The 19,626-nt window shown below is 70.4% G+C and carries 18 protein-coding genes; 7 read left to right on the forward strand and 11 right to left on the reverse strand.

Features of this window, described 5'->3' with window-relative positions; translation table 11 throughout:
- Nucleotides 1–24: 24 nt before the first annotated feature.
- Nucleotides 25–981 (forward strand): DUF1684 domain-containing protein, encoded by a 957-nt coding sequence (locus D7V97_RS21500; RefSeq protein WP_120612530.1) that lies wholly within the window; start codon nucleotides 25–27, stop codon nucleotides 979–981.
- Nucleotides 982–1,006: 25 nt separating this feature from the next.
- Here D7V97_RS21500 and D7V97_RS21505 read toward each other — a convergent pair whose 3' ends face one another.
- A complete protein-coding gene (locus tag D7V97_RS21505) occupies nucleotides 1,007–1,264 on the reverse strand; it encodes a hypothetical protein (protein ID WP_120612531.1) in 258 nt (85 codons plus the stop codon).
- A gap of 602 nt (nucleotides 1,265–1,866) precedes the next feature.
- Nucleotides 1,867–2,445, reverse strand: coding sequence for a type 1 glutamine amidotransferase domain-containing protein (locus D7V97_RS21515; RefSeq protein WP_120612532.1), 579 nt, complete (start codon nucleotides 2,443–2,445; stop codon nucleotides 1,867–1,869).
- A gap of 184 nt (nucleotides 2,446–2,629) precedes the next feature.
- On the opposite strand from D7V97_RS21515, the gene D7V97_RS21520 reads away from it, so the two are divergent.
- Nucleotides 2,630–3,796: a sorbosone dehydrogenase family protein gene (locus D7V97_RS21520; protein WP_120612533.1), complete on the forward strand. Its 1,167-nt coding sequence runs from the start codon at nucleotides 2,630–2,632 to the stop codon at nucleotides 3,794–3,796.
- 5 nt (nucleotides 3,797–3,801) lie between these two features.
- On the opposite strand, the gene D7V97_RS21525 is transcribed toward D7V97_RS21520, so the two are convergent.
- Nucleotides 3,802–4,605: an ABC transporter permease gene (locus D7V97_RS21525; RefSeq protein WP_120612534.1), complete on the reverse strand. Its 804-nt coding sequence runs from the start codon at nucleotides 4,603–4,605 to the stop codon at nucleotides 3,802–3,804.
- Nucleotides 4,602–5,363 (reverse strand): ABC transporter ATP-binding protein, encoded by a 762-nt coding sequence (locus D7V97_RS21530; RefSeq protein WP_120612535.1) that lies wholly within the window; start codon nucleotides 5,361–5,363, stop codon nucleotides 4,602–4,604. The genes D7V97_RS21525 and D7V97_RS21530 overlap by 4 nt, the downstream gene beginning before the upstream one ends.
- A gap of 158 nt (nucleotides 5,364–5,521) precedes the next feature.
- Between D7V97_RS21530 and D7V97_RS21535 the strand changes: the two genes are divergently transcribed.
- From D7V97_RS21535 to D7V97_RS21545, 3 genes are read left to right on the forward strand one after another with little or no spacing between them, the layout of a single operon-like run.
- Nucleotides 5,522–7,111, forward strand: coding sequence for a sodium:proton antiporter (locus D7V97_RS21535; protein WP_120612536.1), 1,590 nt, complete (start codon nucleotides 5,522–5,524; stop codon nucleotides 7,109–7,111).
- Nucleotides 7,108–8,244, forward strand: coding sequence for a cyclic nucleotide-binding domain-containing protein (locus tag D7V97_RS21540; protein ID WP_120612537.1), 1,137 nt, complete (start codon nucleotides 7,108–7,110; stop codon nucleotides 8,242–8,244). Before D7V97_RS21535 ends, D7V97_RS21540 begins: the two co-directional genes overlap by 4 nt.
- Before the next feature lie 28 nt (nucleotides 8,245–8,272).
- Nucleotides 8,273–9,334, forward strand: a complete 1,062-nt coding sequence (locus D7V97_RS21545) for an SDR family oxidoreductase (RefSeq protein WP_120612538.1) — start codon at nucleotides 8,273–8,275, stop codon at nucleotides 9,332–9,334.
- An 8-nt stretch (nucleotides 9,335–9,342) separates the two neighbouring features.
- On the opposite strand, the gene D7V97_RS21550 is transcribed toward D7V97_RS21545, so the two are convergent.
- From D7V97_RS21550 to D7V97_RS21570, 5 genes are all read right to left on the reverse strand, one after another.
- Entirely contained in the window at nucleotides 9,343–9,894 is a 552-nt protein-coding gene (locus D7V97_RS21550) for a hypothetical protein (protein WP_120612539.1), read from the reverse strand.
- Between the two features lie 75 nt (nucleotides 9,895–9,969).
- Complete coding sequence (locus D7V97_RS21555; RefSeq protein ID WP_120612540.1) at nucleotides 9,970–11,142, reverse strand: tetratricopeptide repeat protein; 1,173 nt, start codon at nucleotides 11,140–11,142, stop codon at nucleotides 9,970–9,972.
- A 71-nt stretch (nucleotides 11,143–11,213) separates the two neighbouring features.
- On the reverse strand, nucleotides 11,214–12,929 hold the full coding sequence (locus D7V97_RS21560; RefSeq protein WP_120612546.1) for an aldehyde dehydrogenase: 1,716 nt from the start codon (nucleotides 12,927–12,929) through the stop codon (nucleotides 11,214–11,216).
- Nucleotides 12,930–13,025: 96 nt separating this feature from the next.
- Nucleotides 13,026–14,984 (reverse strand): M56 family metallopeptidase, encoded by a 1,959-nt coding sequence (locus D7V97_RS21565; protein WP_233583041.1) that lies wholly within the window; start codon nucleotides 14,982–14,984, stop codon nucleotides 13,026–13,028.
- A 4-nt stretch (nucleotides 14,985–14,988) separates the two neighbouring features.
- A complete protein-coding gene (locus D7V97_RS21570) occupies nucleotides 14,989–15,369 on the reverse strand; it encodes a BlaI/MecI/CopY family transcriptional regulator (protein ID WP_120612541.1) in 381 nt (126 codons plus the stop codon).
- Nucleotides 15,370–15,607: 238 nt separating this feature from the next.
- Here D7V97_RS21570 and D7V97_RS21575 point away from each other — a divergent pair, with 238 nt between their 5' ends.
- Together D7V97_RS21575 and D7V97_RS21580 are read left to right on the forward strand one after the other, a co-directional pair.
- Nucleotides 15,608–16,162, forward strand: a complete 555-nt coding sequence (locus D7V97_RS21575; protein ID WP_120612542.1) for a hypothetical protein — start codon at nucleotides 15,608–15,610, stop codon at nucleotides 16,160–16,162.
- A 116-nt stretch (nucleotides 16,163–16,278) separates the two neighbouring features.
- Nucleotides 16,279–17,604: a hypothetical protein gene (locus D7V97_RS21580; protein WP_368668945.1), complete on the forward strand. Its 1,326-nt coding sequence runs from the start codon at nucleotides 16,279–16,281 to the stop codon at nucleotides 17,602–17,604.
- Nucleotides 17,605–17,633: 29 nt separating this feature from the next.
- Here D7V97_RS21580 and D7V97_RS21585 read toward each other — a convergent pair whose 3' ends face one another.
- Together D7V97_RS21585 and D7V97_RS21590 are read right to left on the reverse strand one after the other, a co-directional pair.
- Nucleotides 17,634–19,244, reverse strand: a complete 1,611-nt coding sequence (locus tag D7V97_RS21585; protein ID WP_120612544.1) for a phospholipase D-like domain-containing protein — start codon at nucleotides 19,242–19,244, stop codon at nucleotides 17,634–17,636.
- A 72-nt stretch (nucleotides 19,245–19,316) separates the two neighbouring features.
- The gene (locus tag D7V97_RS21590; protein WP_120612545.1) at nucleotides 19,317–19,559 is read right to left on the reverse strand and encodes a chaperonin; all 243 of its coding nucleotides are present in this window, start codon (nucleotides 19,557–19,559) and stop codon (nucleotides 19,317–19,319) included.
- Nucleotides 19,560–19,626: the final 67 nt, after the last annotated feature.

Consider the following 19,626-nt stretch of genomic DNA (forward strand, 5'->3'; position numbering starts at 1 on the left):
CCCAAGCCCCGAGGCCCCTCCCGTATGAGCACCCTCGCCCTGGTCCTGTCCCTGGCGCTGCAGGCCGCGCCGCCCGCGAAGACGCCTCCCAAGCCTGTCGCCCCTGCCGCCGAGAAGAAGAAGATGACCTCCGAACCGAAGGACAAGGCCGCCGCCACGGAAGACGTCGTCGCCGCCACCCGCGCCTGGCAGGCGCAGCGCCTGGAGCGACTGTCGGCGGAAGGAGGCTGGCTCACCCTGGTGGGGCTCACCTGGCTGGAGGAGGGCAAGCAGGCGGCCGGCTCCGCGCCCGACAGCGACGTGCCCCTGCCCGCGCCCGTCCCGTCCCATGCGGGCACCTTCGTGCGCGAGGGTGACAGCGTGCGCTTCGAGCCCGCGCCGAACGCGGCCTTCACGCTGGAGGGAAAGCCCTTCACGGGAGGCGCGCTGAAGACAGACGAGAAGGGCGAACCGGACGTGCTGCGCCTGGGCAGCGTGAGCTTCCAGGTCATCCGCCGGGGAGACCGGCTGGGGGTGCGCGTGAAGGATACGCAAGCCCCGGCACGCAAGCAGTTCCACGGCATCCCGACGTATGCGCCCAGCGCCGCGTGGAAGGTGGAGGCGAAGCTGGTGCCGGACGCCACGCCGCGCACCATCACCGTGCCCAACGTGCTGGGCATGCAGGAGGAGATGAAGTCGCCCGGCACGCTCGTCTTCACCGTGGCGGGCAAGGAGCACCGCCTGGTGCCGGTGCTGGAGGACGGCTCGGACGAGCTGTTCATCATCTTCGGCGACGAGACGAACCGCGACACCACCTACGGCGCCGGCCGGTTCCTCTCCACGCCGCTGCCGGACAAGGACGGGCGCGTCGTGGTGGACTTCAACCGCGCATACAACCCGCCGTGCGCCTTCACCCGCTTCGCCACCTGCCCGCTGCCTCCACGCGGAAACCGTCTGGCATTGCGCGTGGAAGCCGGCGAGCAGCGCGCGGGCGAGCACTGACGGCTCGCCCGGAGGGCCGGGGCCGCTACTCGGCGGCGTCGTTCGCGGCCTTGCCCTTGCCGCCGCTGCTGGCCTTGCCCTTGCCCTTGCCGGCCTTCGGCGCCTGCGCCTCCTTGCCCTTGCCGGCGCCCTTCCCCTCCGAGGCCGTCGAGCCCGCCTTGCCCGGCTGGGCCGCGGAAGTCGACTCGTCGCCCTTCTTCACGGGTTCGCTCGCGGAGACGGACAGGGAGGCGGTGACGAAGAGGACGGCGAGCAGACGGGACCTGGAGCTGGGCTTGGACATGGGGTGACTCCGGCAGCCGGACGCCGCGAGAGTGCGGCATCGTGGGGCAGGAGTCCCAGCATGGCATGCCCGTGCGCCAGCACCCAGGATGTCTGGCATTGCACGGGCGGTCCGGCTCAAACCTGGAGGTTCTTCTCCAGCTCCGCCAGCCGGAAGCGCGCCATCGCCAGGTTCGCGCTCGCGCGGTGCAGCGCGATGTAGAGGAACAGGCCCTCACGGGTCCCGAGCGGACGGATGATGTGGTACTGCGCGCCCCGGGGCCCGTGAGGACCGTCCAGGCCACCTTGCGCTCCACCACGAAGATGCGCCCGGAGACGGAGGGGGACTTCACCACCACCTCGCCTCCGAGCTTGCTCTCCAGCACCTCGTGGAGCACCGCTCGGACAACCTGTCGAGGCGGAAGGGGCACGGGTCGGGATGCCAGGGTCATGGAGGGGGGTCCGCTGGCACCGCATTTGACGCGGAACAATCCCAGAACAACGGAAAGACAACCTTTGGGGTTACATCGCGGTGCGCGGGTGAACGACCGAGGCCCCCGGGCGCGCGTCGCGTCCCGAGGGCCTGGGTGATTCCCTTCCGGACCGTGTGGGCTGGGAGGACTTTCAGTGCATCGGCGGCGCGCGGGCCGCGGTGGCTTCCGGGGCCAGGGGCGCGCCCAGGCGCGGGGCGATGCCGTTCTGCACCTGACGCAGCAGCGCGGCGCTGAAGGCCTCCAGGTCATCCGGCCTGCGGGAGGTGATGATGTTGCCGTCCTCCACCACCTCGCGGTCCACCCAGCGCGCGCCGGCGTTGATGAGGTCCGTCTTGATGGAGGGGAACGACGTGACGGTGTGCGCGTCCGCGATGTCCGCCTCCACCAGCATCCACGGCCCATGGCACACGGCGGCGATGGGCTTGTCCGCCTTGAAGAAGTCGCGCACGAAGCCGACCATCCCGATGTCCATGCGCAGGTGGTCCGCGGAATAGCCGCCGGGAATGACCAGCGCCTGGAAGTCGGCGGCCTTCACTTCCTTCACCGCGCGCTCCGTCGTGATCTCCGTCCCCTTCTTGCCCTTGAGGGACTTGCCTGCCTCCACGCCGATGATGACGGCCTCGTGCCCTGCCTGCCTCACCTTGTCGTAGGGGATGCGGAACTCCGAGTCCTCGAAGTCGTTGGCCACGATGAATGCGATGCGCGCCATGGAATTGCCTCCTGCCAGGATGGGATGCCTTGGGTGCTGATGAACCCGCCCGAGCAAGGTGCCCACGAAGGGGGCCAAGACAACGCCGCCGCCGGTCGTATCCCCCGGGGGGTTGCGCCCGCCTGCCCCCCTTCCAGGTCCGTGGCGTGCGTTCACCGGCGTGGCGGACGCTAGATTCCCCCGCATGCGCTCCCGCCGCCTGCTGCTGTCCGCCCTCGTGATGCTCGTCGCCTCCGCCTCCGCCTGCCGCAAGAGCCAGGCGCAGGGCACCGCCTCCGCCGCGGACTGCGTCCTGGTGGAGGACGGCTGGGGGCAGGACGGCACCGTGCCCCTCACGGTGGACGTGGTGGCGGAAGGGCTGGAGGTCCCCTGGGGCGTGGCCTTCCTGCCGGGCGGCGATGCGCTCCTCACCGAACGCCCCGGCCGCGTGCGCCTGCTGCGAGGCGGCACGCTGCAACCCCAGCCCGTGGCCACGCTGCCCATCGCGAGCAGCAGCGAGGGCGGCCTGCTGGGCATCGCCGCGCATCCGGACTTCGCGACGAACCGCCAGTTCTACCTGTACGTCACCACCGAGGCGGACGGGACGTCGCAGAACCGGGTGGAGCGCTGGACGCTGTCCCCGGACGGCACGGCCGCCACCTTCGAGCGCGTCATCTTCGGAGGCATCCCGTCCGCGAAGTACCACGACGGGGGACGGCTGCGCTTCGGCCCGGACGGCATGCTGTACGTGGGCACGGGGGACGCGCGCGAGCCGGACGTGGCGCAGGACCCCGCGAACCCCGCGGGCAAGCTGCTGCGGCTGACGCCCGACGGAGCGGTGCCCCAGGACAATCCCTTTCCGAATTCGCCCGCGTTCCTCCTGGGCGTGCGCAACACGCAAGGCTTTGACTGGAAGGACGCGACCACGCTGTACCTCACCGACCACGGGCCCAGCGGCGAGACGATGCGCCGCGCGCACGACGAGGTGAACGTGGTGCAGGCGGGCGACAACCTGGGCTGGCCCGGCATCTACTCGTGCGAGACGCAGGAGGGCCGCATCACCCCGTCGCTCACCTTCGACGACGCGATGCCCCCGGGCGGCGCCGCCGTCTACACGGGCACGGCGATTCCGGAGTGGAAGGACTCACTGCTCGTGGGCAGCCTGGGCGCCACGCACCTGCACCGGGTGATGTTCGACGCGCAGGCGCCGCGCCGGGTGGCCCGCCATGAGGTCTACCTGCGAGGCACCTACGGCCGCCTGCGCGACGTGCTGATGGGCCCCGACGGCCACCTGTACGTCACCACCAGCAACTGCGACGGCCGGGGCAGCTGCGGCGCGAAGAAGGACCTGCTGCTGCGCATCCGGCGCTGAAGGCGTCAGGTCACGCTCTCGGCGCTGTAGCGGGCCAACAGGCCCGTGCGCACCGCGTAGCGGTAGACCCACTGGAAGCACAGGCCGGCCAGAAGGATGTCCAGCACGGCCAGCCCCAGGCCCCACCCGAGCGTGGCGCCGGAGAACTCGCCTCCCGCCGCCAACGTGCGCACGCCCTCGAAGACATACGACGGGGGCAGCGCGCGGGCCACCCACTGCATCCACTCCGGCAGCGTGGACAGCGGATAGAAGACGCCCACGAAGGGCGACAGCAGGCTGGGGATGGGCCAGACGAACCACTCCGCCGCGGGGCCCAGCCGCAGCACCAGCGCGCTGCTCAAGATGCCGAGCGCGATGCCGAACAGGAACAGCACCAGCACGAAGGGCACGAACATCACGCCGTAGGCGGCGAAGGACAGGCCGAACACCGTGCTGGACAACAGGAGCATGACGAGCAGGCCAATGGCGCTCGTCGCGATGCTCGTCAGCACGAGGCCGCTCACGTACTCCGGCAGGGACAGCGGTGTCGCGAAGACGTTGAGGAAGTTGCGCGACCAGACGTCCTCGAAGAACCCCATGGTCACGCCCTGCATCACGCGGGCGAAGAAGTCCCACAGCAGCACCGCGCCCAACAGCGCCGGCACGAAGTCGTAGCCGGAGGAGCTCACGCTGTTGAGGTACCGGGTCATGAAGCCCCACAGCACCATGTCGATGGCCACCCACGCGAACAGCGGCACGACGCGCGCGAAGTTGCCCTTGTAGAGGTAGTACTGGCGCAGCGCGATGCCCGCGACTCGGCTCGGCTTCATGGCAGCGGGGGCCTTTCCAGGGCCAGGGGTTCGTTGGCCACGGCGATGAACAGCTCCTCCAGCGACGCGTGGCCGTGCTCGCGCGGGAGCGTCTTCGGGTCACCCTGGAGCAGCACCCGGCCGCGCGCGAGGAAGAGGACGCGGTCACAGACGGCCTCCACCTCGTACATATTGTGCGACGTCCACAGCACGCCGCTGTCCCCCTTCGCGGCGAAGGCCTGGATGCGGGTGCGGATGTCCACCGCCGTGGCAGGGTCCAGCGACGCGGTGGGTTCGTCCAGGAGCAGCAGGCGCGGCTGGTTCAGCATGGCCTTGGCCAGGGACACGCGCGTCTGCTCACCGGAGGACAGCACGCCGCACTTGGTGTCGCGGAAGCGCCGCAGGTCGTACTCCTCCAGCAGCGCCTCGATGCGGGCCGTCAGCCCCTTCACGCCGTAGATGAGGCCGAAGACGCGCAGGTTCTGCGCCACGGTGAGGTTGCCCGGCAGGGGTGCGTAGACGGCGGCGAAGTTGGTGCGCTCCAGCGCCTGCACGCGGTGCGACGCCAGGTCCACGCCCTCGATGTGGATGGTGCCGGAGGACGGCTGGAGCACGCCCAGCAGCATGTTGATGGTGGTGCTCTTGCCCGCGCCGTTGGGTCCCAGCAGGCCCACGATTTCACGGCGGCCCACGTCGAAGGAGATGCCGTCCACGGCCGCGCGGTCGCCATACACCTTGCGCAGCGCCTGGACGGAGAGCACCGGGGGAGAGGGGGTCATCGGGCGCCCAGCTGTACCACGCGGACGCCCTCCCGCCAGGGTCCACTTCGGGAGCGGGAAGGCAGGCGGGCATGGATGACGAAAAGGGAATGGTGCCCGTGCACTGGCCCCGCGATTCTGGAAAACTCCGCCCTCCCCTGGCGCCTGATGGAGTCGACGTGTTGCTGGAAGTCCCCATCCTCATCGGCCTGATGGTGGCGGCCATCGCGCTGGCGATCGCCGCCAAGCGGGCCAGCGTGCCGTACAACGTCGCGCTCGTGCTGGGAGGCCTGCTCATCTCCGTGGGCCACCTGCTGCCCGGAGTGCCGCCGCTCAACCCGCAGGTGGTGTTCCTCATCTGTCTGCCGTTGTTGCTCTTCGAAGGTGGCATCAGCGCGGACCTCAATGGCATCCGCGCCAACGCGGTCCCCATCGGGGTGCTGTCCACGCTGGGGATGATGCTGGCCATTGGGGCCACCGGCACCGCGCTGCACTTCCTGCTGGGATTGGCGTGGGGGCCCGCGCTGCTGCTGGGCTCCATCCTGGCCGTCACGGACACGGTCTCCATCCTGTATGCCTTCCGCCGCGCGCCGGTGCCGGGACGGCTGGCGGGCATCATCCAGGGGGAGAGCCTCTTCAACGACGGCACCGCGCTGGTGGCGTACACGGCCATCGCGGCGGTGGTGGCCGGAGGCGAGGCGCCCACGCTGGGTTCGCTGGGCGGCCACGTGCTGCTCGCGTCGGTGGGCGGCGCGATGGTGGGGCTGGCCATGGGCCTGCTGGGCGGCTTCATCATCCGGCGCGCGGAGGATCCGCTCGCGGAGATCATGGTGACGACGGCCGTGGCGCTGGCGTCCTACGTGCTGGCGGAAGAGGTGCACCTGTCGGGCGCCATCTCCGCCGTCATCGCCGGGCTGGCGGTGGGCGTGACGCTGCGGCGGGAAGTGGCGCCGCAGAGCCAGGTGGCCATCCACTCCTTCTGGGAGTACGCCACCTTCGGCGTGAACACGTTCCTGTTCCTCTCCGTGGGCCTGGACACGCGGCCGGAGGCGCTCCAGGGACACCTGCCCGGCGTGGGCATCGCGGTGGTGGCGGTGGTGCTGGGGCGCGCGGTGGCCATCTACCTGCCGTTCCTGCTGCTGCGCTGGCTCAAGCCCGCGGAGAGCATCCCGCTGCGCTGGCAGCACGTGTTCCTGGTGGGCAACATCAAGGGCGCGCTGTCCATTGGCCTCGCGCTGGGTCTTCCGGAGACGACGCCCGCGCGCGAGCAGCTCATCGCCATCGCGTTCGGCGTGACGCTGGTGTCCATGGTGGGCCAGGGGTTGATGCTCACGGGCGCGCTCAAGTGGCTGGGGCTGTTCCAGCAGGACGCGGTGGCGCTGGAGATGGCGGGGCAGCGGGGCAAGCTCATCGCCAGCCGCGCGGCGCACGTGGAGCTGGAGGCGCTGCACACGCAGGGGCTGTTGCCGCGCGCGGCCTATGAGCACCTGCGCAGCGAGTACCAGGTGAACATCGCGCGGGCGGAGCGGGAGCTGCGGCGCATTGGCGAGCAGCACCTGGCGGAAGGGGCGAAGGACCTCCTGAGCATGCGGCGGCGGCTCATCGACGCGGAGCGCACGGCGTTGCAGGGCGCTCGGCGCAACGGGCTGATTCCGGAGGCGACGGCGGAGGAGATGCTGGCGCATCTGGACGCGAGGATGTTGGACCTGGAGAAGGTGTTGCACGGCGGCAGCGCGAGCAAGGACAGCAAGGAGCACAAGGCGTCATGAAGATCGTCATCGCGGGGGGAGGACGGGTGGGCGGCGCGCTGGCGGCGCGGCTCGTGTCGGAGCAGCACACGGTGACGGTCATCGAGCGCGATGCCACCATCTGCGCGCGCCTCTTCGAGGAGGTGGGCGTGGTGACGGTGTGCGGGGACGCCACCAACCCGCGCGTGCTGGAGGCGGCGGGCATCGGGAGCGCGGACGTGGCGGCGGCGGTGCTGGCGCACGACCCGGCGAACCTGGCGTTCACCATGCTGGTGCGTTCGGTGTCCAGCGCGCGTCTGATGGTGCGGATGCTGGACACGAACTACCGCGAGGCGTACCGGCTGGCGGGCGTGAAGGAGCTGGTGGCGGAGGCGGACGTCGTCGTGGCGAAGATGACCACCGCCATCGACTTCCCACAGGTGTCCGGGTCGCTGCCGCTCAGCAGCGGCGACGCGCTCCTGTTCGAGCTGGCCATCCCCTCCCGCGCGCGGGTGGCGGGGCAGACGGTGGCGCAGGTGCGGGCGCTGGAGGGCTTCCCGCGCGAGTGCATCTTCATCGCGTTGGTGGATCCGCAGGGGCACACTGCGCTGCCGGAGGGCAACACGCAGCTCAAGGCCGGGCACAACGTCATCCTGGTGGCGCGCCGCACGCAGGTGGCCAAGGCGGTGGAGTTCCTCACGGCGGAGCCGCCGCTGGGCGAAGGGCTGGCGTCGACGCTGGCGCACACGCTGCGCAAGCTGGACTTCCTGGCGCCCCTGAGTGACGAGGAATTGGAGAACGTGGCGCGCGGCGCGGAGCTGCTCCAGTTGCCCGCGGGCACGGAGCTGTTCCGCCAGGGCGACGCGGGGGAGAGCTTCTACGTGGTCGTCACCGGAGAGGTGGCGATGAAGGACGGCAGCCGGCAGACGGTGGCCACGGTGAAGCAGGGCGGCTTCTTCGGGGAGCTGGCCCTGCTCACGGGCGAGCCGCGCAACGCCACCGCCGTCACCACCGCTCCCAGCGAGCTGGCCGCGGTGGGCCGCGACGACTTCCGGGGCGTGATGATGGCCAACCCCGCCGTCGCGCTGGAGATGAGCCGCATCCTGGGGCAGCGTCTGTCGCGCGTGCAGGGCGGACAGACGCCGCCCAAGCGGCGCGGGCTGTTCGGCCGCTGAAGACAGACAGTTTCCGGAGAACACCCTCATGACGACGAAGCACACCGCGCTGGTGCTGGGCGCCACTGGCATCATTGGCCGCAACCTCATCACGCACCTGGACACGCGGCCGGACTGGAAGGTGAAGGCCGTGTCGCGCGCCGCGCCGGACTTCGCCACGCGCGCCGAGGTGCGCTCGCTGGACTTGCAGTCGCCGGACTCGCTCGCGAGCGCTTCGGAGTGGCTCCGCGACGTCACCCACGTCTTCTTCGCCGCGTACCAGGAGCGCCCGGACGCCGCGGACCTCACCAAGGTCAACGTCGCCCTGCTGCGCAACACCGTGGAGGCCTTGGAGAAGCACGCGCCGGGCTTCCGCCACGTCTCCTTCATCCAGGGCGGCAAGGCGTACGGCGCGCAGTTCGGCCTCTACAAGACGCCCGCGAAGGAGACCGACCCGCGCCACTTCCCGCCCAACTTCTACTACGACCAGGAGGACTACCTGCGCGACGCCTCCAAGGGCCGGCGCTGGAGCTGGACCGCCCTCCGGCCCGACATGATGATGGGCCTCGCCGTGGGCAACCCGATGAACCTGGGCAACCTCATCGGCGTGTATGCGTCACTGTGCAAGGCGTTGCGCGTGCCGCTGCGCTTCCCCTCCACGCCGCGCGCTTATTCCATCCTCGCCAACGTGACGGACGCCACGGTGCTGGCCAAGGCCATGGAGTGGTCCGCCCTCAACGAGGCGTGCGCGGGGGAGATCTTCAACATCACCAACGGCGACGTCTTCCGCTGGAGCCAGGTCTTCCCGCGCATCGCGGACGCGTTCGGCATCGCGTGCGCCGACCCGCAGCCCTTCTCCCTCACCGAGGCGATGAAGGACAAATCCCCCGTCTGGGAGGCGCTCACGCAGCGCCATGGCCTGCACCCGCACGGCCTCAAGAAGCTGGCCAACTGGGCCTTCGGCGACTTCATCTTCCACGTGGAGAACGACGCGTTCTTCGACGTAAACAAGGCCCGCCGCTTCGGCTTCCACGAGATGCACCTGGACAGCACCGAGGCCATGGTGGCGCTGATGCGTCAGCTCCAGGCGGAGAAGATCATCCCCACCTGAGGCGCCAGCTACGTGGCCCGCTTGAGGCGCCCGCACAGCGCGGACGCCGCCAGGAAGCCATGGCTGAAGGCGTCGCGGAAGCCGTTGTAGAGCGTCCCCACGCCGGGCACGTTGGCGATCATGTCGCCGAAGCTCCACATCTCCTCGTGCGCGTGGATGAGCGGCAGCACTTCGCCGCCGTCCTCGCCTCGCTGGAGCGTGAAGTCGAACACCAGGATGGTGCGCAGCGGGTAGGTGTACAGCCAGGCGAACTGCTTCAGGTTCATCACCCCGTCCACGATGGCCCGCCCGCTCTTCCCGTCCGGCTCCAGCTGGACGTTGAGCTGGAAGATGTCGAAGTCGAAGCGGAGCATGCAGTGGAAGCCCGCAGCGCCCTTGCGGTACGTCTCCTTGCCGCCGCCCTTCTGCCACGGGTCGGTGAAGGTGACGTTCTCCGCCATCAGCGGCATCAACTCCGCGTCCAGCACCCGCGCCGGGACGGTCGTGTCGTAGAGCAGACGCGTCACTTCCCGGAAGCGCGCCTCCAACTGTTCAATCAGTGCCTGCTCCGCCTTGCGCATACGCCCCCCTGCCTGCCCTGTCTCGGCCGTGCCTGAAGGTAGGCACGGCCGGGGGCCGGCGGAAGACGGGGTGCGTCAGGAGCCGAGGTCCGACAGGAACCGCGCCACCTGCTCCTGGAAGGTGTCATCCCCGCCCAGCGACTGCGCCTGCTTCGCGTGGCGGGTGGCCTCCGCCCGGTCGAAGGGCTGGTGGGCGCGCGCCAGGTTCAGGTGCGTGAGCGCATCATTCGGGTTCACGGCCAGCACCCGCTCCAGCAGCACGCGGGCCCGCGCGTGGTCCTGGTCCCCCATCAGCAGGCGCACCAGGTCGTTGGTGGGGGCGGGCTCGTTGGGCGCCACCGCCACCGTCTCCTCCAGCAATCGCCGCGCTTCTTCACGGTTGCCCATGGCCTCGTGCGCCTGCGCCAGCGAGTGGCGCACGTCCCACTGGTGCGGCGCGCGCTGGAGGGCCTCCTCGAAGAGGGCCTTGGCCTCCGCCAGCTCCCCGGCCAGCAGCGCCGCGAGCCCCTGGAGGTGGAGGTACTGAACCTGCGTGGGGTCCAGCTCGCGCAGCTCCCGGATGGTGCGCCGCGCGGCCTCCTGGCTGTTGGCCTGGAGGTACAGCCGGAAGAGGTCCTGCAACACCGCCACGCGCGTCTTGCCCCGCGCGTTCTCCAGCGCCTGCACGCCCGCCGCGATGGCCAGGCCCACGGAGCCATTCGACGCGTGCGCTCGCGACAGCATCAGGAACGGCAGCGCTTCCTGGGGCGCCAGCGCCGCGGCCTGCTGGAAGTGCTCCACCGCCGCCGCAGTGTCCTTGCGCTGCACCGCGATGCGGCCCAGCTCGAAGTGCGGGTAGACGCTGTGGGGCGCCACCACCTGCGCGGCCTCGAAGGCGGCCTTCGCGCCGTCCAGGTCGCCTCGCTCGGCGAGGAGCGTGCCCAGGTTGAAGCGCTCGAAGTAGCCGGCGGTGGGCGCGGCGGCCAGCGCCTTGAGCGTCACCAGCGCCACCGGGTCCCCGGCCTGGGCCTTGAGCATGGCCAGGTGGGCCTGCGCCTCGGTGTTCTCCGGCTGCACCTGCAACAGGCGCGTCACGGCGCCCTGGGCCTCCTGCGAGGCGCCCGTGCTCAGGTGGGTGCGCACCAGGCCCATCAGACAGTCCACGTCCTTCGGGTCGATGGACAGCCCCTTCTGGAAGCTCTTCACCGCCTCCGCGGGCTGGCCCTGCTGAAGCAACTGCCCACCCTCTTGCGCGTACCTGGATGCCATGGGCCCTCTACCTACCACGAGCCCCCCGAAAGGCAGCTTCCCCGCCTGCCTCCGGAAGGCTCATGGGTGTCTCACCGTCTCAGGGCGGCCAGCGCGATGCCCGGCACCTTCCACCAGGAGGGGGACTGCTCGAAGTCCACCAGCCGGCGGCCCAGGTCCGCCAGGCCCTGGTGGCCCGGCACCCACGGGGGCGCGGGCAGGGACTTGAGCGGGGCGCGCACCACCGCCTTCTCGATGTCCTCCAGCATGAGCGCGTTGTGCACCCAGCCCTGCCCGCTCTGGATGTCCCGGAGCGACGAGGACGGGTGGCCGCCCCAGGGCAGGCTGCCCAGCGCGTAGGCCGCGGCGGGCCAGGTGTTGACGGCCACGGTGCCGTACTTCAAGTCGCGCACCGCCTTCTCCACCGCGGCCTTCACCTTCGGGTCCTTGAGCGACTTCGGGTGGACGATGAGCGCCACGTTGAGGGTGCCCCACACCTTCTCGTTGAGGAACGCCACCGCCGCCTCCAGGAAGGCCACCGGGTCGTCCGAGCCGGGCAGCCCCGTCTCCGACAACACCGTGCACCAGGGCTCCTGACGGAAGACGCGGTCCCCTGCGTTCGCGGGGTCCACATCGGGGATGAGCGCGTACGCAAGGTCGCCTTCCTTGGGCGTGCCCACGAGCCGCAGGTTCGCGCGGCCTTCGGTGAACTGGCGCCAGCGCTCGTCCGCGCCCGGGTAGTACGCGCGGCGCACGGGGGCCTGCCCCAGGCTGGCCTGGATGCGGTCCACGAAGTGCCCGCGCCTGTTCCAGTTCCTGGGTTGCACCAGCAACTTCGCTGCGTTGCAGTTGAAGGACGCGTTGTTGGCGACCATGCCGGCGATGTCGTCCGCCTGGAAGCGCAGCTCGCCGTCCGAGTACGGGCCCGGCACCACCACCACGGGGGACACGTTGCCCAGCTCGCTGGACACGTGCTTGGTGAGCAGCGGTTCGTTCTTCTGGCGGCGCGCGTCGGACTCCGGGCCGGGCAGGCCCCACACGAGCGCGTCGTGGGTGCGGTCGCTGCCGGTGATGTGCACCTCGTCCACCGCGTCGTGGTGCACGAGCTGCGCGCCCTCCTCCGCGCCGCCGTACATGATGGCCAGCGCGTCGCGCGCGACGAGCGGGGCGAAGGCCTGCTCCAGGAAGGACCCCAGGTACGCGTTGACGGGGTTCATCTTGAGCACGCAGACGGTGCCCTCGACGAAGAGCTTGTAGAGGCAGTCCAGCGGGGGGATGGAGTTGACGTTGCCGCCGCCCAGCACCGCGCACACGCGGCCCTTGTGGGGCTTGCGGTAGAAGGACGCCTGGTGTTCGCGCAGGTTGTCGGCGGTGACGCCGGGCTGGAAGTAGACCTCTCCCACGTTGCCCGGCAGCAGCATCCCGTCCAGCGCGTCGCGGGGAAAGAGCTTCGCGGCGAGCCGCCCGTCCTCCAGCGTGCGCAGGTGCGAGCGGGGGATGACGGGCACGCCGTGCTTCTGGATGTCGCGCAGCGAGTCCGCGAGCAGGCGCAGGTTGCGGATCACCACCACGGGCCCGGCGAGCCACTCCTCTCCCGCGAGGGGCCCGCCGGGGTCGATGCCCTTGGCCTCGCAGGCCGCTCGCACGCTCGGCTCCGCGATGGCGGCGTACGCACGGCGCAGGTCCTCCAGGAGCCGGATGCGCTCCGTGAGGGCAAGCTTCGCCCACGCGCCCGAGCCCTGACGGACCCGGCGCACCAGGATGTCGATGGTGGTGCGAGACGTGTGCTGCGGGACGGCGGCGGACATGGCGACCTCCGGGACGGGCTTCACGACTTCACACTTGGGGTCCCGGTAGAGGGAAGCCAGTGTGCGCCGTCACCGTGGGGGTCGCGCCCTCCGTCCTCAGGTGGGCAGAGGCTCGGCCAGGCCCTTGCGGATGGCCTCGTCGACGACGCGCATCACCTTCTTCGCCTGCTCGTGGTGGCGGGCGGCCTGCTCCTCGGCCAGCTTCGCCTGCTGCTCACCGAGCTTCTCCTGCTCTTCGCCCAGCTTCTCCTGCTGGTCGCCGAGCGCTTCCATCTTCTTGCCGATCTCCTCCTGCTGCTGGTCGAGGACCTCCCCTTCGCGGTCGAGGTCCTCCTCGCGCTTGTCCAGCCCCGCCTCCTGGCGGTCGCGCTCGGTGTCGTCGGCGAGGGTGGCGAGCCGGGCGCGCTCCATGGCGATGTCCGCGCGCTTGGACGCGAGGGCGGCGTGCTTCGAGGCCAACTGCGTCTGGGGATAGGCGAACTCCGCCTGCTTCTGGCCCAGCGCGGCCTGCTTCTGACCGAGCGCGGCCTGCTGCTGGCCCAGGGCGCCCTGCGCGTCCCCCAGCTTCCCGGACTCCTCCATCAGCTTGCGCACCTGCTCCAGCGTCTGCGGGTCGCGGATCAGGAAGGGCTTGTCATCGCGGCGCACGAAGATGATGTCCTTGCCCTTCTGCTTGAACGTGCGCGCCAGGTGCACGTCGTCCGAGGAGCCGACCACCATCGTCCGGCCATCGGAGAGGTACGCGAAGGTGTCACCGTCCTCCATGTCCATGGGCGCGGGCGGCGCGGGGGCCTTCGGCGCCTTGCTGGTGGTGTCCGTTCCCGACGTGGGCTCGTTGTTCAGGGTCCGGGTGGTGCCCACCTTGGTGCCCGCGTCGGTCGTGGCGTTGGGGGTGGACGCGGCGGGCGCCTTGGCGACGACCTGGAAGGGCATCAGGACCACGGCGCCGAGGGCGAACAGCGCACCCTTCAGCCACCGGCGGGGATGGGTGGGGATGACATCGACGTGTTCCAGCATGCGGAGCCTCCTGTGCAGCGCGTGAAGGTGCGCCGACGCCCCGAGTGCCGCTGCGCTGCCCGGGGGCCGGGTGATGCCAAAGGCGATGAGCAGCTCGCCGTAGTCCGCGGGCTCCGCCCCGGTGAGACGCAGGGCCTCCGCATCGCACGCCTCTTCCCGGGCGAGCGCGTACTCGCGGGCCGCCTGCCGCGCGAGCGGGTGGAAGAAGAGGACCGTCTCCGCCAGCGCCGGCACCCAGCCCAGCCACAGGTCCCCGCGTCGCAGGTGCGCCACCTCATGGGCCAGCGCCATGCGCAGCGCGTCCTCGGGCAGTTCACGCACCGCCTTCGAGGGCAGCACGATGGCCGGCGACAGGAGCCCCGCGGCCAGCGGGCTCGCCACCTCGTCCGACACGAGCAGCAGGGGCGGACGGCGCAGGCCCGCCTCGCTCGCGAGGAACTCCGCCTCTTCTTCGAGCATCGGGTGCTGAAGGGGCCGCGCCCGCTGCCGCATGCCCCGCACCTGCTGCCACGCACGCACGTGGCCCCGCACCTGCCAGACGACGCCCGCGCCCCACAGGAGCAGCAGGGTCCACGCCACTCCCTGGGCCCAGGGCCACGCGCGGAGGGAACGCATCGGATCCGCGAGGAAGGACGCGAGCACCGGGCTCTCGTCACCCGTGGGAAGGCGTCGGGGCTGCACGGCAACAGGGGCGGACCGACCCGCGTCCCGCTGGAGGATGAGCACCGACGTCTGGGATTGAGTCCCCTGCGTCTGTGATTGTGGCGCGGTGCTCCGCGCTTGCGGACTCACGGAGGCCACGGTCTCCGCGGGCAGCAGCGCGAGGGGCACCGGACGCGGCCAGCCCAGCGTCAGCACGAACTTGAGCGCCACCAGCCACCACAGGCCCGCGCGCAGGGACGCGGGCAGGCGCGGCACCGCCCTGGCCAGCACCCACACCGCCAGCGCGCAGAGCGCCCCCTGCCACGAGGCGCGCCAGAGGGACTCCGACCAGGACGACCACCAGGGCATCACGTGCAGCAGGTTCACGGGAGTCATCGGCTCATTCCTTCCGCTTCTGCCGCAGGCGGGCCACGACGTCCTGGAGCTGCTTGAGCTCCTCGTCGGACACGTCCTCTTTCTCGGCCAGGTAGGTGACGAACGGCGACAGCGATCCGGAGAGGGTGCGCTGCACGAAGTTCCCTACGACGTCGCGCAGCAGCTCTTGCGTGGCCACCGGCGAGGCGTACTGGAACACCCCGTCCACCTTGCTGCGCGTCAGGTACCCCTTGAGCCGCAGCCGCTCCATCACCGTCAGGATGGTGGAGCGCGCCAGGCCCTGCGCCTCGCCGAAGCGCTCCGCCACTTCCCCCACCGTCGCCGGGCCGTGCTCCGCCACGTACCGCAGCAGCGCGAGTTCCTGCTCTCCCACCGGCTTCTTCATCCGTCCCGTCCTTCTTGGCGACACCTGTAGTCACGAAGAAGGTACGACTGACTACAGCCGTAGTCAAGCGCCTGTCACGAGGACGTGGAAGCGGGGCAAGGCCCGCGGCACGCAGCGCCCGCCTCCCTGGTCGCCCAGGAGCGGGCCGGAGGGCGGAGGCCCGTGTGTGTCCTTGTCCCTGTCGGAAGGACAACCAGATTTCCGGAAGACGAAACCCGACTCCCACAGGAGATTTCCCATGAAGCTTCCCCTGATGGCGGCCCTCGCCGCCCTGTCGCTGTACGGTTGCGCCGGTCAGTCCGCCAACACGCGCGAAGCCTCGTCACCGGAGGCCGGTGCCATGGGCGGTTCGGGCAGCGCGGGCGCGAGCTCTGATTCGTCCAACAGCAGCAGCTCCGATGCCGCCGCCGCTGAAGAGTCGAACAAGTCGCCCGGCGAGACGAGCAACGTGAGCGACCTGGAGAAGCGCGACCGCATGGACGCGCCCACCGTCTACGAGGGTGAGGCCACCGGCGGCAGCGGCGCCGCGGACGAAGCCGTGAAGACCCAGGACGGCCAGAAGTGGGACGTGCAGCAGAACACCCCCACCGACCTGGGTGACGCCCAGGCCCCCGCGGGCTCCGTCAACCAGAACAAGGACAGCGCCGGCACCGGCGGCTCCGGCGCGGGCGACGAAAGCAGCGCCGGCAAGAGCGAGATCAAGGACGAGTCCGGCGCGCTCAACAGCGACACCGACGACTCCAGCACCGACGCCAAGGTGGACACGGACGCCACGCCCGATCCCACCCACTAGCCACTCCGAGTGAAGACGAAGACCCGGCAAGGTCCGTACCCGGGCCCGCCGGGTCTTCGTCTGTGCACCCCACCCGTCGCCAAGTACACTGAGCACCAATGACTGGTGCTCCCTTCGTGGCCCTCCTCGCACTGCTGCACTCCCAGTCCTCGTCGATCGAGGAGGTTCCCAACGAGGAGCAGGAAGTGGCCGCGCCGGCCTCCTCGGGAGGCATCGGCTTCCGGGCGCTCCTGGAGGTGGGCCCGCTGAGCTTTCCGTCCGGCACGCCCGGCGGCGAGCAGGACCTGTTCGCTTACGCGTACCCCTCCCTGGGCGTGGATGGCGGCGAGGACTTCGCGTTCATGCTGGGCGCCCCGCTGCGCTTCCGGTTGCTGGACAACGCGCCCAAGCAGAAGGACCAGGACTACGGCGCGTGGCTCCGGCGCGAGGACTGGGACGAGCGCAGCGACTACGGCCAGGTGGTGCGCCTGTTGCGCATCGGGGACGAGTCCGGCCGCTTCGGCCTGCGCATCCAGCCCTTCATCGAGGAGTCGCTGGGGCGCGGCTACCTGGTGAACCGCTACGACAACCAGCTCTCCCCGAACTACCACCCGGCGGGCGGCACGGTGTCGTTCGCGGCGGGGCCCGCGCGGGTGCAGCTGCTCGCCAGCGACGTGCTCGCCGCGCGCATCTTCTCCGGGGACCTGCTGCTCGACGTGGGCCGGCTGGTCAGCGGCAGCGAAGCGAACTTCGACCGCTACCTCGTCCGCGCCTCCGCGGCGCACGACTTCGGCGAGGCCGGCGGCGTGACTCCGGCGGCCACGGTCGCGTCGGTGGGCGGCGAGGTCGCCATGTACAAGGGAGAGCGGCTGCGCTCCTGGGCCCTCTTGGCCGGTGGCGCGCGGCTCAACGACGGCGCGCAGGACGTGGGCGGCCTGCTGGGCGTGGCGTTCGAGGGCGCCTTCAAGGGCACGCAGCTCAGCGTCACCCTGCAGGGGCGTCGTCAGGGCGGCGGCTTCCGCTTCGGCTACTTCGGCGCGGGCTATGAGCTGGCGCGCTTCTCCGCGGTGGGCCTGTCCGAGGAGCCCCAGTCGGATCAGCGCGTGCCCAAGGACTTCTCCGGCTACGTGGAGGTGTCGGTGGCGCGCGGCGACGGGCCGGACTCCGCGGAGGTCGTGGCCAGCGGCGCGGTGGAGTACTCGGCCTTCGGGCGCACGGACGGGGACCTGTCGCTGAGCCTCAGCAGCCCGGGCGGCAAGACGCGGGGCATCGCGCGCGTGGTGGTGATGGGCCTGGGTGACCGGCCCCGCTACTCGGTGGCGGTGGAGGCCCGGCAGCGCGTGCTCCCCGCGATGTACATCTGGGCCTCCGGCGCGACGGTGCACTTCCCGCAGCCGGATGGCTCGCTGGTGCCCGGCGTGAGCGCGGGCGCCGGCGTGGGCGTGGACTTCGCCCGACGCTGACGCCGCTTCAGCTTCCTGAGCCCGGTGACTCAGGGCTCCGCGGCCCCGCCCTCTTCCTGGGCGGGAGTGCACGGCAGGATGGCCTGGTGCGGAGGCGCGGAGCACGACGGGCCCACCAGCCAGCGCGACAGCAGGCGCACGCCGGAGGCGAACAGGCCGTCATCGCCCTTGTGCAGGGCCTCGAAGAGGGACTCGTCCAGCACCGACTCCTCCGGGTCGATGAGGAAGTCCTCCGGCTCCAGCGGCTTGAAGAGCGGGTTCTGGTCGAACACCGTCTCCAGCGGGTGCGGACGCAGGCGCAGGTGGCCCTCGTGGGCCACCTTGTCCAACATCTCCACCATGTGCTTCGCCTCCACCAGGGGCCGCAGCGCGGAGACACCCGCGAGGCCCGCGTGTTCGGCCATCAGGGATACGCGCACGCGGCGGATGGCGCGCGACACCGCGTCCCCGGGCGCTTCGGCTTCCCAGCTCAGGTTCAGCTCTGAGTCCAGGCCCAGGCTGCGGTTGGTCGTGTTGGCGGAGCCCACCGTCATGAAGGTGTCGTCCACCACCATCACCTTCGAGTGGATGTACGTGAAGACATCCGAGCCGTCGTCGGCCTTCGCCGCCGAGCCGTACACCGCGAAGCCGTGGCCCGTCTCGCTGGCCACCTCGCGCAATGCACGCAGCAGGCGCACCTGGGCGACGCCCATGGCGATCTGCTCGCGCAGCGCTTCTGGCTGACGGGGCAGCACCAGCATCACCTGGAGCCGGCCGCGGCCCGCCGCGCGCATGCGCTTGACGAGCGCGTCGTAGATGGCGCGCGAGGAGAAGTACTGGTTCTCGATGTAGATGAAGTGTTCGGCCGCGGCGATGGCGTCCACGTACAGGTGGCGGATCTCCTGCACCTCCTCCTGCGGCGGGAGGATGGTCTTGCCGAAGGTGCGGCTGATGGCCACCGGGCCCGGGGGCGCCGGCATGGTCGCTTCAAAGGAAATGTCGTCGCGCGCCACCGGATCCAGGTGGAGCTCACCGCCGCCCGAGTGCGCCCAGCGCGCCTCGAACAGCTCCGCGAGCGGCTTCACGGCAGGGCCCGTCAGCACCGTCTGCACGTCGTGGTAGGGACCGTGCGGGTCACGGCCGGAATCACAGCGCAGCTTCGAGCGCGCGGGGTGGTCCCGGTCGTCCCAGCGACAATCACAGACATCCATGCCACCGGTGAACGCCTGCACGCCGTCGATGACGACGAGCTTCTGGTGGTGGGCGCCGTAAAGGGGACTGGACGCGTCGAAGCGGAACTTGAGCCGCTCGTTCGTGGTCCAGTTGAACAGCAGGTGTTGCATCCACTCGCGCTCCATGGCGAGCAGCAGGCTGAAGTCCCAGGCGAGGATGTAGACTTCCAGCTCCGGGTTCTCCTGGCACATCTGGTCCAACAGCGGCAGCAGCCGGACCTCGCCTCCCTGGGCCTCCTCCAGGTCTTCGCCGCGCAGCAACGTCACATCGCTGTCGAACTGCCAGCCGGTGATGACGATGGAGCGACGCGCCTTCCGGATGGCCCGGTACAGCTCTCGGTAGTAGTCCCGGGCGTCCACCAGTACGCCCGCGTCATGCGTGTCCGCTCGCGTCCAGCAATTGCGACCGGGATTGAGGATGCGTGTCACGAAGTCACCTGGCTCTGGGATTCGCGTCCCGGAAAGTGGAACCAACCTGTCCGCGCCCGGCCGGCGGAACAATCACCCCACGAAAACAATGTGCTTGCCGGTGGCCAGCGTCATGTCCGGCGAGGAGACGACCTTGGCCACCTTCCGCGCCTCGCCCCCCACGGTGTCGAAGGCGGCGGCGATCAGGTCGCCCAGGGTCACCTGCACGCGCATGGCCTGCTTGCCCGCGTTGGACACGGCCTTCACCGTCGTCGCCTTCATCTGACGGGCCTTGCGCTGAAGGGTCTGTCCACGCTGCTGGGTCTTGGTCGCCATGATCTTGGTTCTCCGAGGATGAAGGTGTTGTGCCGTGTGTGCTGCCGTACCGCCCCGTGCTGCCCGA

Origin of the sequence: Corallococcus sp. CA053C, from assembly GCF_003611675.1 — a bacterium.
In the GTDB taxonomy this organism is placed as follows: domain Bacteria; phylum Myxococcota; class Myxococcia; order Myxococcales; family Myxococcaceae; genus Corallococcus.